Source organism: Bhargavaea sp. GQ12, from assembly GCF_059758705.1.
Genome location: NZ_JCAXEU010000011.1, coordinates 34,791 through 48,949 on the forward strand (window position 1 = coordinate 34,791; position 14,159 = coordinate 48,949).

Below are 14,159 nucleotides of genomic sequence, written 5' to 3' on the forward strand. Positions count from 1 at the left end.
TTGATGCAGAAAGTCAGCTTTTTCCGGTCCATTCATCTGAAGTTTGTACTGATGTACGTTCTTCTCATCCTGATCGCGATGCAGGTCATCGGTATCTACTTTGCCCAGGAACTCGAGAAGACGCTCAAGGAAAACTTCGAGGAATCAATCGAGGACCGGGTGAACCTCCTGGTATTCAGTGTCAGGGAGGAATTGACACGGCAAAGGACCGAGGAAGACCCCTCCCCGGAGGAGAGTCTCCATACGGTCCTTTCCGGTTTTTCCTCCGATGATATTATCGAAGTGAGAGTCATCGACTCCAAGATGCGGATTCTCGCCACATCGGAATATGAAAACCAGCATCTTGTCAACCAGCGAACAGCGGACGAACTCGTCCGGAATTCTATCCAGTCAGGTACCCAATTCAGCAAAACCTATTTGGATGAACCTTCGCAGCGCCGGATTTGGGGGCTGGCGATGCCGGTTGTTTCCGGGGACGAAGTAATCGCATCCGTGTACATCCAGTCGGACATTGAGAAGGTGTTCGGCCAGATCAACGACATCAACCAGATCCTTGCCGGCGGGACTGCCTTTTCCCTCGGGATCACCGTGATCCTGGGCATCCTCCTTGCCCAGACGATCACCCGCCCGATCGCCGACATGACCAAGCAGGCGAGCGCCATGGCAAAAGGGAACTTCGCCCGGAAGGTACGGGTATACGGCCAGGATGAGATCGGTGACCTGGCGAAGGCGTTCAACCATCTGACGACAAGACTCCAGGAAGCACAGTCTTCGACGGAGTCCGAGCGGAGGAAGCTGGCGTCGGTCCTGTCCAATATGACCGACGGAGTCATTTCGACCGACCGGAAAGGGCGCATCATCCTGATCAACGACACGGCCCTCGATATGCTGGGCGTCCCACGGGAACATGTGCTGAACCGTCCCGTGCCGGCCGTGCTCGGACTTGAGCAGGAGCAAACCTTCGAGGACCTCGTCGATATGCAGGATCCGATCACGATCGACTTCAGCAACGCGGAGGGGCCCTATATCCTGCGGGCGAACTTCTCCGTGATCCAGAAGGAAACCGGGTTTGTGAATGGCCTGATCGTTGTCCTGCATGATATCACCGAGCAGGAGAAAATCGAGATGGAGCGCCGGGAATTCGTTTCCAACGTATCGCATGAGCTGCGCACCCCGCTCACCTCAATGAGGAGCTATCTCGAGGCGCTGGCTGACGGCGCGTGGAAAGACGAGGAGATCGCACCTTCCTTCCTGCACGTCACACAGACCGAGACGGAGCGGATGATCCGACTCGTCACGGACCTTCTGCAGCTGTCACGCATGGATAGCCGCGAGTATGAGCTGAACACCGACATCGTCGACTTTGTGAAGTTCTTCCACCGGATCATCGACCGATTCGAGCTCATGAAATCCAACGACGTACAGTTCGTCAGGCTGATTCCGCCAGGACCGCTCTATACAGAGCTCGACATGGACAAGATGACCCAAGTCATCGACAACATCATCTCCAATGCCCTGAAGTACTCACCGGACGGAGGCAATGTCCGGTTTACCGTCCAGGCGGAGGATGACCATATCAAGATAGCGGTGTCCGACGAAGGGATGGGTATTCCGGAATCGAATGTGAAGCGGATTTTCGAGCGGTTCTACCGCGCCGACAAGGCCCGTTCACGAGCAATGGGCGGCACCGGGCTGGGGCTTGCCATCGCCAAGGAAATGATCCAGGCGCACGGCGGCCATATCTGGGCGGAGAGTGAGGAAGGCAAGGGCACGACGATCTTCTTCACGCTTCCATTCGAGGTTGAAGAGGCGGGTGAATGGGATTGAAATATATAGAGCCTATCAAGACGGCAGTACTCATTCTGCTCATTCTTCTGAGCATCACGCTGACATTCTCGATCTGGACGTTCAGGCCAAATTACCAGCCGATCGAACAGGCGCCGGCCGTAGAGGTCGCCATCGCGGAGAAACTGAAGCTGAGTGATGTCATCCTTCCGTATAAGCTGATTACCAACTCCGGGGACCGGATGACCGGCACCACGGACAGGGAAAATATCAAAACGATGGTGGACTTCATGTCGACATGGTCGTTCAGAAATCTGCAGGAAGCCGACCCGGAAGTGACCGTTGATGAAGTCAACAGTATGGTTGATCATCCGGAGCGCATCACGCTCTTTTTCCGGTCCCCCATACCGTTCGGGGTCGCGGACAATCTGTTCCGATTCGGCGAGCCGGTAACGAATGAAGCGAGCTTCAGCCGGATTGTCATCGAAACAGAGTCGGACAGAGGCCTTGTCCACTTTATCGGAAGGGAGGGCGGGCGCAGATTCACTGCCCAGGCAACAGAGATAGACGGTGAACGGCTGAAAAGTCTGACGGCCGGGGCGGAAGCGTTTGAGCCGTATGCCGTGGTAGAGCGGGAGGAGGCCCTGAATCTTTATGTGCCGGCGGAAAGCAAGCCGATCAGCAACCTGACCTTTATCCAGCAGCAGCAGGAGGTCAGCCCAGCCGAGTTCAGGAATGCGCTCTTCCCCGATCCGAGTCTTGTCGAGCGGGAGAGGTCCGGCGAGCACAAGGAGATCTATTATGACATTGAACGCCAGATGACTGTCGACACGCAGCTGAGGACATTGAGTTTCACAGACACGAAGGCCGAGAGCCAGGGCGTCTCGATACCGAGTGAGCTGCTTCTCGACAGTCTGGATTATGTCAACGGCCATAGCGGCTGGACTAATGAATTTGTCCTTTCCTACATGGATCCGATCCGCAAGCTGATCAAATACCAGCTGATCGTCGATGGTTACCCGGTCTTTAGCGACAAGACGATGACATGGACCGATATCACCCAAGTTTGGGGTGACGGCAGGGTTGTCCGCTACTCACGTCCCTACTACGTGCTGGCGAATCCTTTGCCCGAGGAGACTGAAAAAGTCCTTCTGCCGGGGACGGATGTGGCGGAAAAACTCCGTGCCGAAGAAAGCGTCGACTTCGCCGAAGTAGGGGAGATTGTCCGTGGCTACGATCTCCGCCGAGATGAAGCGAATAACACGTACACGCTGGAACCGGCTTGGTTCTACGAGGAAGACGGGGAATGGCAATCCGTGAAGAAAGCCGGAACGGGAGGTGGCATGGGTGGACTGGAATAAGACAAAGACAATTTTCATCGTCGTATTCGCCATCCTGAACGTCTTCCTGTTCTCGCTGTATATGAACCGGATCAATGGGTTCGACAAGCTGGAAGTGCTCGGGAAAGACAGCATTGAAGACCGTCTGAGCGGGGATGATATCACCTACGGAGAACTCCCGGAGATCAAGATGGCATCTAATGTTTCCGGCGAACTGGAGCCGGTCGATCCCGCAGAATTGAGGGAGCTGTCCGGCCAAACCCCCCGGATCATTGACGAACATAGGCTCGTTTCCGAGCTGGATGAGCCTTTCAGTCTGGAGGACGGCGACGGCAAGCTGAGCTTTAAAGATTTCCTGGAGAAGTACGTGCCGCAGGGCGAGGACTATACACTTTGGGAAATTGATCAGGAAAAGCGGACAGCGACTTTCTTCCAGAAGTATGACGGCAGCACAATCTATTACAATGAAAATTCGACACTGATTGTACAGTGGAACGAAGACCGGGAAGCCACCGGCTACGAGCAGACGATGGTCCACAATCTGGTGGAGTTTGATGTGGAGAAAGATCTTTATTCGCCAATTCAGGCGATCAATGCGCTGTACCGGTCGTCCGGTGTCCTGAAACCCGGTTCCAATATCACCGATGTGGAATTAGGCTACTCGCCGATTGTCCAGCTTACCCAGACACAGGTGTTTGCACCGACCTGGCATATTCATATAGAATTGGAAGATGGCACATCGGCTGACCACTTCGTCAACGCAGTGGACGGCAAGGTTCTCGATAAACTTTCCGAACCAGTCATCAAAGAAGAACAGTAGGAGGCCGAAACGTGAGATTCAGTGTATTGGCCAGCGGCAGTACAGGAAATTCCATTTATATAGAAAATGACGAACATGCCTTTCTTGTGGATGCGGGGCTGAGCGCCAAAAAGCTCGAGGGACTCCTCGGGGGAATCGGCCGCAGCATGAAACAGATTGACGGCATCTTCGTCACCCATGAACACAGCGACCATATCAGGGGCCTGGGCGTGGCTGCCAGAAAGTACGGCGTGCCTGTGTACGCCAACGAAAAGACATGGAAAGCGATGGACGGCCTGGTCGGCGAAATTCCGTCCGATCAGCGTTTCATGTTTGACATGGAAACGGTCAAGTCATTCGGCAGCCTCGACATCCAGTCGTTCGCGGTTTCACATGATGCAGCGGACCCGATGTTTTATGTGTTCCATGACGGCGGCCGAAAGCTTGCCCTCATCACAGATACAGGCTACGTGAGCGACCGGATGAAGGGCTGGATCTCCGGTTCTGACGCTTTCGTCTTTGAGAGCAACCACGACGTCGGTATGCTCCAGATGGGGCGCTATCCATGGAATGTGAAGCGGCGTATCCTGAGCGATGTCGGCCACGTGTCCAATGAGGATGCCGCGGTCGCCATGAGCGAGGTCGTGGAGCAGAAAGAGACACGCATCTACCTTTCCCACTTGTCGAAGGACAATAATATGAAGGACCTGGCAAGAATGAGTGTGGCGCAGACGCTTGAAACCTGCGGCATCCGGCCCGGCGAATTCGTGCATCTGTATGACACCGATGCCGAAGCACCGACCGAACTGGTCATGGTCTGAATCGGATCCGTCCCGTTATGGGGCGGGTTTTTTGTGTTCGTCAGACGTATCTGATCCTGCTGTGTTCGATTTCCTCCAATCGGGTAGATTAACCGTATATGTGATAAGAGAGGATGAATCGGATGACGACTATGGAACCGGGAAGGCGGAGACTGCGTTTTGCGGGTACGGCAGGCATCCTGTCGGCGGCTCTGCTCCTGCAGGGCTGTCTTGCTCCCGAACAGAAAGCGGATGGCGAAGAAAACAATATTAATACCGTAGCGGATACAGAGTCGGCAGAAGGAGACGGAAGCGGAAATGGCAACGCGGCGCCCGACACGGCGCTTAAACTGCAGGATGGCATCGTCGGGGCAGTCGAGGAGGCATCCGCCGCTGTTGTCGGGGTGACCAATCTCCAGACAGCGGGGAATTACTGGACAGGCTCCGAAGAAACGGTCCCGGCCGGAGTCGGTTCCGGGGTCATCTATAAGAAGGAAGGCGGCAAAGCGTATGTCGTGACGAACAATCATGTTGTCGAGGGAGCGTCACAGATTGAAATCACACTTGAAGATGGCACAAAAGTTGCCGCCAGGCTGCTTGGAGCGGATATTTGGACCGATCTGGCAGTTGTCGAAATGGAAGATGCCGCCGTTCAGGATGTGATCGAATTCGGTGATTCCGATAAGCTGAAGCGCGGACAGACTGCAATCGCCATCGGGAACCCGCTTGGCCTGGGCTTTTCCGGTTCGGTGACAGTCGGCGTCATCTCAGGAAAGGAGCGGTCCATTCCGGTTGATCTGAATGGTGACCAGTCGGTAGACTGGAACGCCGAAGTCCTTCAGACAGACGCCGCCATCAACCCGGGCAACTCCGGTGGCGCGCTTGTCGACCTGAACGGCCAACTGATCGGAATCAACTCGATGAAGATTGCGGAAGCATCGGTCGAAGGGATTGGCCTGGCCATCCCGATCAATTCCGCGGTGCCGATCATCGAGGACCTGGAACAGCACGGAGAGGTCCGCCGTCCTCAGATGGGTGTCACCCTGTTTGATCTGATGGATATCCCGGCTGTTTATCAGCAACAGGAACTGAACCTTCCGGAAGATGTGACGGAAGGCGTCGTCGTCGACCAGGTGATGCAAGGCTCCCCGGCACAGGAAGCGGGACTCCGCCAATATGATGTGATCACGGCGATGGACGGTGAACGCATCGCGAATTTGATCGATTTGAGGAAGTACTTGTATAATGAGGTGAAACAGGGAGACACGGTTGAGCTCGAGGTCTACAGGGGCGGAGAAGCAAAGGATATCGAGATCAATTTCTAGCAACTTGCAACTAAATAACTGAAATTTTGGTCTAGTGTTACAAATATAACTATCCACAAGGGGCAGCTCGGGAAGATTTCAACCGGCTGCCTGTGTTTCTTGGAGGAATAATTGCAATTGTCCACTAATGTGGATAACTATATGCAAATGTTTATAACTTTCTGGAGGGTGAAAGGAGGATTTTAAATGGAAACGGTCACAAAAAAAGCTTGCGAAACCCATGTATACCGGGCTTTGGACGAAGTCACTGCCGAAACGGAAGCATTCCCGATCATGGAAACCATGAACAAAGGAGAGGAGTTATCCACATCCTGTGATTATTGCCAACAGGCTGCAGTATATGTGGTATCGAACATGCAGTCGCCCCCCATATCTTGATTTCAGCTGTGGATATGTGCATAATTCCTGTGTACAACCGATTTGATAAAGGTGGACAAGCTGTGAATATTACAATTGTTACAGTCGGAAAGCTCAAAGAAAAGTATCTTAAAATGGGTATCGAAGAGTATGAAAAACGGCTGCGTTCCTATGCGAAAATCCAGTTGGCTGAAGTACCGGACGAAAAAGCACCCGAGCAGCTGAGTGACGCGGAGATGGAAATGGTGAAGAAAAAAGAGGGAGAACGGATCCTGTCGAAGATCCCTGCGGATGCGCATGTCATCGCACTCGCCATCGAAGGAAAGCAACGCTCATCGGAAGAGCTTGCGGCAAACCTTGAATCCCTCATGACCTACGGCAAGAGCAAAGTCATATTTATCATTGGCGGCTCCCTCGGCCTGCATGATGAAGTCCTCAAGCGTGCCGACGATAAGCTCAGCTTCTCCAAAATGACCTTCCCCCACCAGCTGATGAAACTGGTGCTGATGGAGCAGGTCTATAGAGCATTCCGGATTATGAAGAATGAGCCATATCATAAGTAACTACTTACGAAAGAGGCAATGAAATTATTCCGCTTCACTAACTTACTGTCTGTATGTTCACTAAAATAATGTTATAGAAATTCCCGTTTGGAAACATGATTCCTTAGACAAGGCAATTAATAGCTTAATTCGCACGCGAAATACAAAATGTGCAACCAGTGGATTGTTAACAGGTTTAGGTGGGGTGATCACATTGCCTATAGCACTACCAGCCAATATTGTTTTAATCACTTATGTGCAAATCAGGATGATTGCAGTTGTTAACTTAGGGAAGGTGGTACCTTTAGTCGGGGGCGTCATTGGTGGAACAGTTGACGGAATTGGTACCAATATCATTGGAAAAACTGCGAAAAAGGCATTTATTCTGAGTTAAGTTAAAGTCCAGAAGCTAAATAACCAAATTAAAGGTCATTTTGCTAAACGGTGTTACAAATATACACGAGGATGTGACCAAATGAGATATAACAAAACCGTCATGACAAAACTGATCAACCAGCACCGTGAACTGCATGATGAGATGAAGAAAATTAAGGTCGAAATGGGCCTTGAGAAGAACTTGGCCATTAAAGCCTTATACCATTCAGCCGTAGCAGATGACGGTCCCTACATGAAGGAATACCAGGCTTTAGACCGCTTGCACAGGGAATAACTTCAGGAGTTAAAAATAAAAAGATCATCAGATCTGTCCATTACATTGGACAAGAATCTGATGATCTTTTTTGTTCTGCGGCCATTACCACTCTCTGGGCTCGTAGTTCAGTTCTCTGAATAATGCAGTCTTTTCTTTTTTGGACAGGTCCCGCCATTGTCCGGGAGGGAGGTTGCCCAGATGGATGTTCATGATCCGGATTCTCTGCAGGCGGTACACTTCGTATCCCAGCGCTTCGCACATGCGGCGGATCTGTCGGTTCAGCCCCTGTGTCAGAATGATTTTGAAATCGTATTTTGATAATTGTTCTGTTTTGCACGGAAGTGTTTTGGTCCCCAGTATCTTGACGCCCTCTTCCATGTTCTTCAGGAATTCAGGGTTGATCGGTTTATCCACTGAAACGATGTATTCTTTTTCATGCCTGTTTTCGGAGCGGAGGATTTCATTGACGATATCGCCATCATTCGTAAGAAGAATCAGGCCCTCCGAATCTTTATCAAGGCGACCGATATTAAACACTCTTAATGGATGATTGACCAGATCGACAATATTTCCTTTAACACTCTTTTCAGTTGTACTCGTAATGCCTACCGGTTTATTCAGGGCAAGATAGACATTGTTTCTTGCTACACGGACGGGGTTCCCGTCCACCCGGACATCATCACCGGGTTCGACTTGAGTGCCGATCGAGACACGTTTACCGTTGATCGTCACCCGTCCTTCTTCAATGAGCCTATCGGCACCCCGTCTGGATGTTTTTCCCGATTCACTGATGTATTTATTGATCCGCATGTGTGCACATCCTTTATCAGAGGATTGTTTGGTTTGATGCTTACTATACGTTGTTTTACGGGTGAATCACAAATTTTGATTACAGAGCGGTCCTGAGAACCGGCTCGAAAGTGGATCATTTCAAATAAAAATGTTCATTTGAGTACTTCTCTTCACGATTAAATATGTATTAAAAATGGGTTTCGGTAAAGGATAAATACGAGTCAGGAAGGAGGACTTAAAGTATGAGCATGCTTTCACGGATTGCGCTGGCTCTCCTCATTATCGGCGGCATAAACTGGGGATTGATTGGGTTGTTTCAGTTTGATTTAGTTGCAAGCTTGTTTGGCGGTCAAGATGCATTCTTATCGAGAGTCGTTTATGGTCTTGTCGGGATCAGTGCCCTGATCTGTATCGGTCTGTTGTTTAAGCCGGGCGAAGAGATGGATACCGTTACCAGTGAGCGTCCGTCAAGAATCTCCAACCAGGATTTAAGCACAGAATTTGGTGAGGAGCCTGATTTCAGTAAAGAGCGGGATGCTGAGATGAAAAAGACGAACCGCAACAATGATGGATTGTAATCAGAAACACTCCCAGGCTTCGATCAAAATTTAACACCGTCCGCGTTCGTGCGGTCTCTATCGGCTTTCATCCGTACCATGCGGATGAAAGCCTTTTCTATTCTGTACAGTTGAATGCTATTTCAGGCGGTGTGTTCCTTGTTCGGCCCGGGAGGCCTGACTTGATACACAAAAAAGGTATAATTGTACTGTATGCAATCGGCAGTAAATAGGAAAGTCAATTGTCGAACTATGCTATAATGAAGATTAAGAATAAACCTAAATGTGTTCCCGGCCGGTGTCCATTGGTCACCGGAACAGGAGCTCTGTTATTAAATTATAAATCCAGGGGATAAGGAAGGTTGTCATGAGCAGCATGCAAAAGCAGACAGATGTGATTTTGATCGGTGCCGGTATCATGAGCGCGACTTTGGGATCCTTGCTGAAAGAGCTCTCGCCGGACATGAAGATCAAGGTGTTTGAGAAACTGGATAAACCGGGGGAAGAAAGCTCCAATGAATGGAATAACGCGGGCACAGGCCACTCTGCGCTGTGCGAGCTGAACTATACGCCCCAGAAAGAAGACGGCACAGTCGAGACGAAGAAAGCGATCCGCGTCAACGAGCAGTTCCAGCTTTCCCGTCAGTTCTGGGCACACCTGGTCAAGAACAATCTGATCCAGGATCCTGAGAAGTTCATCATGCCGCTTCCGCATATCAGCTTTGTAGAAGGCGAAGACAATGTGTCTTTCCTGAAAAAGCGTTATGAAGCGTTGTCCGGCAATCCGCTGTTCGGGGGAATGGAATTCAGCGACTCACCGGAGACGCTGAAGGAATGGATTCCTCTGATGATGGAAGGCCGCGATGTCAACGAGCCGATAGCGGCAACGAAAATCGACTCCGGCACAGACGTCAACTTCGGCGAACTTACACGTGTCCTGATCGATCATCTGCAGCGCCAGGAAGTATCGGTGGATTACCGCCACAGTGTCGAGGATATCCGCCGTTCCGGCGATAAATGGGAAGTAAAGGTCCGTGACCTCGACGGCAATAAGCTGGAGTATCACACGGCGAAGTTCGTCTTTATCGGTGCGGGCGGCGGCAGTCTTCACCTGCTCCAAAAAACAGGCATTCCTGAATCCAAGCATATCGGCGGCTTCCCGGTCAGCGGGCTGTTCCTCGTCTGCAACAATCCGGAAGTCATCGAGCAGCACCGTTCGAAAGTATACGGCAAGGCGAAGGTCGGCGCGCCGCCGATGTCTGTGCCTCACCTTGACACACGCTATATCGACGGCAAGCGCTCCCTTCTCTTCGGGCCTTATGCAGGCTTCTCGCCGAAGTTCCTGAAGACAGGTTCCTATCTTGACCTCGTCAAGTCCGTGAAGCCGAACAACCTGCTGACGATGCTGTCGGCAGGCGCGAAGGAACTGAAGCTGACGAAGTACCTGATTGAGCAGCTGATGCTGAATCAGGAGCAGCGCATCGATGTGTTGCGCGAGTTCATTCCCAACGCGAAAAGCGAGGATTGGGATGTCGTCATCGCCGGCCAGCGTGTCCAGGTTATCAAAGACACCGAGCAAGGCGGCAAGGGCACACTTCAGTTCGGAACGGAAGTCGTAACGGCACAGGATGGTTCGGTTGCGGCACTTCTCGGCGCATCACCGGGCGCGTCCACGGCAGTCCATGTCATGCTTGAAATCCTCGAGCGCTGCTTCCCTGAGCAGTACGGCGAATGGGAGCCGAAGATCAAGGAAATGGTTCCTTCCTACGGCATTTCACTCTCGGAGAATCCGGAAGTGTTCGAGAAAGTCCATTCGGAAACAGCCGAAGTGCTCGGCCTGAATGAAAACGAAAAAGAAGCTGTCCATAACTGATCATAGAAAAAGCGCTGTTCCAATCGGAACGGCGCTCTTTTTTGCGATTATTTAAATGCAGGGACGTTCTTGAGTGCGATACACACCGGAATCGCAACGATCAGGCCGACAACGTTCTGGGTGATGTTGCCCGGGATCGAGGCAGCCGGAATGATCCAGTTGCTGAACAGGACGGCTTCACACAGGTAGTAGCCCGCCAGCATGAACGGCAGCGAGACAATCGCGGCAATTGTGTTGAAGACAGGGCTTTTGCCTTCACGGCCGCCGGACCATGCAATTTTCCCGACGATGTAGCCCTGCAGGCCACGCGTAAGCAGTGTGAACGGAGCCCACAGCGTCCAGCCGGAGACGAGGTCGAAGAGTCCCATCCCGACACCGCCTGCGATCGCGCCCTTTTTTGGACCAAACAGAATGGAAGAAATGAATAGCATGGCCGTGCCGAGGTGGACGAGTCCGCCGTTCGCGGTGATTGGAAGCTTGATGTTGAGCAGCAGCGTCGCGGTAAAGACAAGCGCGATGAGCATGCCGGAGACGATCATATCGTAGGTTTTGTTTCGTGTGACGGAAACCGGATGTGTTTTCTGCATGATGACCCCTTCTTTTCTGAAAGATATGACTTATCATACCGGATTGCTGGCTTATGAAAAGGCTCAATTTTGCGTGACTGGAAGGGGTCAGTTTAGCTGGCATGTCTCTAAAGCTGACTTTGCATAATTACCATCGATATTGTAATTGAATGATTACTACTATAGGAAGTGGAGGTGCAGGATATGAAACTTGAAAGTAAAGAGGTTCGTAACAGGAGCGGCCTCTTGACGGGGAGCCGATTGTGGAAAGCTGGTGGTTGGACCGCGGCGGTCTGGTATAGAAGAAAGAGACTGATTCCAAAAGCTGAATCAGTCTCTTTTGTTTTTCCATGGCTACTCTGCCAAGGAAGTGGAATAAGGCTTATGGACCTATCGTTCATTCTATGAACGCTAGACTTTCTGACTATGGAGCTGTTTTTGCCGTACAGTTCATATTTCCTGTTATGTAAAACCCGAATTCTAATCTGATAGTCATGTTCATACCCTTGTCCTCTCCTTCTTAAGGCATGTCGCCAATATCGGCAGAATTCCCGAAACGCGGTCATGGCGCCTTTTCCCGGTCCTCTGTTAACTTTGTAAACCCCCTTCATTTTTACATTAACAAACCCTTTACATTCTATTCATTTCCCCTCAATAACCCGCTGATAAAGTAGGGACTGTAAACAAAACGACTACGATTAACAGGGGGAACATTTACATGAAAAGCTGGAAACACTATCTCGGACTCACTGTCGTCTCCTCGGCTCTGCTGCTCGGCGCTTGCGGCAGCGACGCAGAAGAAGATGCAGCAACAGATGAAGCAACTGAAGAACAGGCAGCGGAAAGCGGCACGGCAAGCGAATCTGCAGATAAGTCTTCCGAAGAAGCAGTTGAAGGCGAAGTTTCCGGCGATGGCTCGAGTACAGTCGCGCCAATCATGGAAGCCCTCGTCGAAGAATATTCCGCAACCGGCACTGCTGTCCAGGTAACGGTCGGCGTATCCGGAACGGGTGGCGGAATGGAGAAGTTCATCGCAGGCGAAACCGACTTCTCGAACGCATCCCGTGAGATCAAAGACGAAGAAAAGCAGAAGCTTGAAGAAGCAGGCGTCGACTACACTGAATTCCTTCTCGCCTACGATGGCCTGACAGTGGTCGTCAACTCCGAGAACGACTGGGCGACAGAACTGACAGTCGAAGACCTGAAGAAGATCTGGGTCGAAGACGGCACAACGAAGAAATGGTCTGACATCAACCCTGAGTGGCCAGAAGAAGAAATTGTCTTCTACTCCCCGGGCACAGACTCCGGAACATATGACTACTTCAACGAAGTCATTCTTGAAGAAGAAGACATGGTCCAGAACGCAACACTTTCTGAAGATGACAACGTGCTCGTACAGGGTGTACAGGGCGACAAGAACGCAATCGGCTTCTTCGGATACTCGTACTACGTGGCCAATCAGGACACAATCACAGCAGTTGCAATCGATGGTGTAGAACCAACGAATGAAACGATCGAATCCGGTGAATACTCGCCGCTGTCCCGCCCGCTCTACACATACGTAAGCAACGAATCGCTCCAGAATGATGCAGCAACTTACGACTTCTTCGAGTTCGCTCTGGATAGCGCAAGTGAGATGGCTGAAGCGGTCGGATACGTCAGCCTTCCTCAGGAAGTGTCTGATGAGCAGAAAGCAAAGCTTGAAGAATTCAAAAACTAAACTGACTTTAATCTCTCTGCAGAGCAAATGAGCGGCAATCCGCTGCTCATTTCTTTCTGCTTTCCAAATAAATGGAGGTAAATGATGGTAAATCCGACTCCCCGGGAACGGGCATCCGTACAGGAACTTATCGCCAAAGCGGGAAACAATAAACGAAAAAAAGTCATCGAGAAAATCATCCCGATCATTCTCTTTATGATCGCAGGCGTCTCTGTGCTGACGACCATCGGAATTGTTGCAACGCTGATCTTCGAGACGGTGACATTCTTCAGACAAGTGCCGATCCTGTCGTTCATCTTCGGTACGGAATGGCTGCCGTTCTCCAATAAGGAGCCAAGATTCGGCATTCTGCCGCTGATTGTAGGTACGCTCAAGATCACACTGATTGCCGTGGTCGTCGCAGTGCCGATCGGTCTTGCAGCCGCGATCTACCTGAGCGAATATGCTTCGGATACCGCACGACGCATCATCAAGCCGGTTCTTGAGGTATTGGCGGGCGTTCCGACGATCGTCTATGGCTTCTTCGCCCTGACATTTGTGACACCGGTTCTGCAGACGATCATTCCGGACCTGAAGATCTTCAATGCCCTCAGCCCCGGTATCGTGGTCGGATTTATGATCATCCCCATGATCGCTTCACTTTCCGAAGATGCGATGAGTGCCGTGCCTAACGCCATGCGGGAAGGGGCGCTTGCGATGGGCGCGACGAAATTCGAGGTCGCGATGAAGGTTGTCCTCCCTGCCGCCCTGTCCGGGATCCTCGCATCTGTCGTTCTGGCAACATCGCGCGCAATCGGAGAAACGATGATCGTATCGCTCGCAGGCGGTTCGACACCTCGCTTCGATGCAGACTTCACGGGCTCCATCCAGACAATGACCGCTTATATCGTGCAGGTCTCCACAGGTGACGCAGGTTACGGCACGCCGATCTACTATTCGATCTACGCGGTCGGCTTCACACTGTTCCTCTTCACGCTCCTGATGAACTTCCTGGCGAACCGCATTACGAAACGATTCAGGGAGGCGTACTGATATGAGAATCACCGAACAG

14 protein-coding genes are annotated in these 14,159 nt (G+C 51.4%); 12 read left to right on the forward strand and 2 right to left on the reverse strand.

Going from position 1 to position 14,159, the window contains the following annotated elements:
- Positions 1 to 3 precede the first annotated feature (3 nt).
- The 8 genes from walK (at position 4) to AC6CHQ_RS11090 (ending at position 7,618) form a co-directional block, all read left to right on the forward strand.
- The gene (gene walK / locus AC6CHQ_RS11055; protein WP_498081560.1) at positions 4 to 1,827 is read left to right on the forward strand and encodes a cell wall metabolism sensor histidine kinase WalK; all 1,824 of its coding nucleotides are present in this window, start codon (positions 4 to 6) and stop codon (positions 1,825 to 1,827) included.
- Positions 1,818 to 3,146 carry a YycH family regulatory protein gene (locus AC6CHQ_RS11060; protein WP_251239301.1) on the forward strand — a complete coding sequence of 443 codons (1,329 nt, stop codon included), beginning with the start codon at positions 1,818 to 1,820 and terminating at the stop codon, positions 3,144 to 3,146. Before walK ends, AC6CHQ_RS11060 begins: the two co-directional genes overlap by 10 nt.
- Positions 3,133 to 3,945: a two-component system regulatory protein YycI gene (locus AC6CHQ_RS11065; RefSeq protein ID WP_092053808.1), complete on the forward strand. Its 813-nt coding sequence runs from the start codon at positions 3,133 to 3,135 to the stop codon at positions 3,943 to 3,945. The genes AC6CHQ_RS11060 and AC6CHQ_RS11065 overlap by 14 nt, the downstream gene beginning before the upstream one ends.
- 11 nt (positions 3,946 to 3,956) lie before the next feature.
- On the forward strand, positions 3,957 to 4,745 hold the full coding sequence (locus AC6CHQ_RS11070) for an MBL fold metallo-hydrolase (protein WP_092053804.1): 789 nt from the start codon (positions 3,957 to 3,959) through the stop codon (positions 4,743 to 4,745).
- A gap of 122 nt (positions 4,746 to 4,867) precedes the next feature.
- Complete coding sequence (locus AC6CHQ_RS11075; RefSeq protein ID WP_092053800.1) at positions 4,868 to 6,049, forward strand: S1C family serine protease; 1,182 nt, start codon at positions 4,868 to 4,870, stop codon at positions 6,047 to 6,049.
- A gap of 186 nt (positions 6,050 to 6,235) precedes the next feature.
- Positions 6,236 to 6,427: a CxxH/CxxC protein gene (locus AC6CHQ_RS11080; protein ID WP_251239302.1), complete on the forward strand. Its 192-nt coding sequence runs from the start codon at positions 6,236 to 6,238 to the stop codon at positions 6,425 to 6,427.
- A 62-nt stretch (positions 6,428 to 6,489) separates the two neighbouring features.
- Positions 6,490 to 6,969, forward strand: a complete 480-nt coding sequence (gene rlmH, locus AC6CHQ_RS11085; RefSeq protein ID WP_092053792.1) for a 23S rRNA (pseudouridine(1915)-N(3))-methyltransferase RlmH — start codon at positions 6,490 to 6,492, stop codon at positions 6,967 to 6,969.
- A 454-nt stretch (positions 6,970 to 7,423) separates the two neighbouring features.
- On the forward strand, positions 7,424 to 7,618 hold the full coding sequence (locus AC6CHQ_RS11090) for a hypothetical protein (RefSeq protein WP_498081561.1): 195 nt from the start codon (positions 7,424 to 7,426) through the stop codon (positions 7,616 to 7,618).
- Positions 7,619 to 7,702: 84 nt separating this feature from the next.
- Here AC6CHQ_RS11090 and rluF read toward each other — a convergent pair whose 3' ends face one another.
- On the reverse strand, positions 7,703 to 8,410 hold the full coding sequence (rluF, locus tag AC6CHQ_RS11095) for a 23S rRNA pseudouridine(2604) synthase RluF (protein WP_498081562.1): 708 nt from the start codon (positions 8,408 to 8,410) through the stop codon (positions 7,703 to 7,705).
- Between the two features lie 224 nt (positions 8,411 to 8,634).
- Here rluF and AC6CHQ_RS11100 point away from each other — a divergent pair, with 224 nt between their 5' ends.
- Both AC6CHQ_RS11100 and AC6CHQ_RS11105 read left to right on the forward strand, forming a co-directional pair.
- Positions 8,635 to 8,970 (forward strand): DUF378 domain-containing protein, encoded by a 336-nt coding sequence (locus AC6CHQ_RS11100; RefSeq protein WP_498081563.1) that lies wholly within the window; start codon positions 8,635 to 8,637, stop codon positions 8,968 to 8,970.
- Between the two features lie 346 nt (positions 8,971 to 9,316).
- Positions 9,317 to 10,822, forward strand: coding sequence for a malate:quinone oxidoreductase (locus AC6CHQ_RS11105; RefSeq protein ID WP_498081564.1), 1,506 nt, complete (start codon positions 9,317 to 9,319; stop codon positions 10,820 to 10,822).
- Positions 10,823 to 10,869: 47 nt separating this feature from the next.
- Here AC6CHQ_RS11105 and AC6CHQ_RS11110 read toward each other — a convergent pair whose 3' ends face one another.
- Positions 10,870 to 11,409, reverse strand: a complete 540-nt coding sequence (locus AC6CHQ_RS11110; protein WP_498081565.1) for an ECF transporter S component — start codon at positions 11,407 to 11,409, stop codon at positions 10,870 to 10,872.
- Positions 11,410 to 12,106: 697 nt separating this feature from the next.
- Here AC6CHQ_RS11110 and AC6CHQ_RS11115 point away from each other — a divergent pair.
- The gene (locus AC6CHQ_RS11115; RefSeq protein WP_498081566.1) at positions 12,107 to 13,108 is read left to right on the forward strand and encodes a PstS family phosphate ABC transporter substrate-binding protein; all 1,002 of its coding nucleotides are present in this window, start codon (positions 12,107 to 12,109) and stop codon (positions 13,106 to 13,108) included.
- A gap of 84 nt (positions 13,109 to 13,192) precedes the next feature.
- Positions 13,193 to 14,140, forward strand: coding sequence for a phosphate ABC transporter permease subunit PstC (pstC, locus tag AC6CHQ_RS11120; protein ID WP_092053758.1), 948 nt, complete (start codon positions 13,193 to 13,195; stop codon positions 14,138 to 14,140).
- Positions 14,141 to 14,159: the final 19 nt, after the last annotated feature.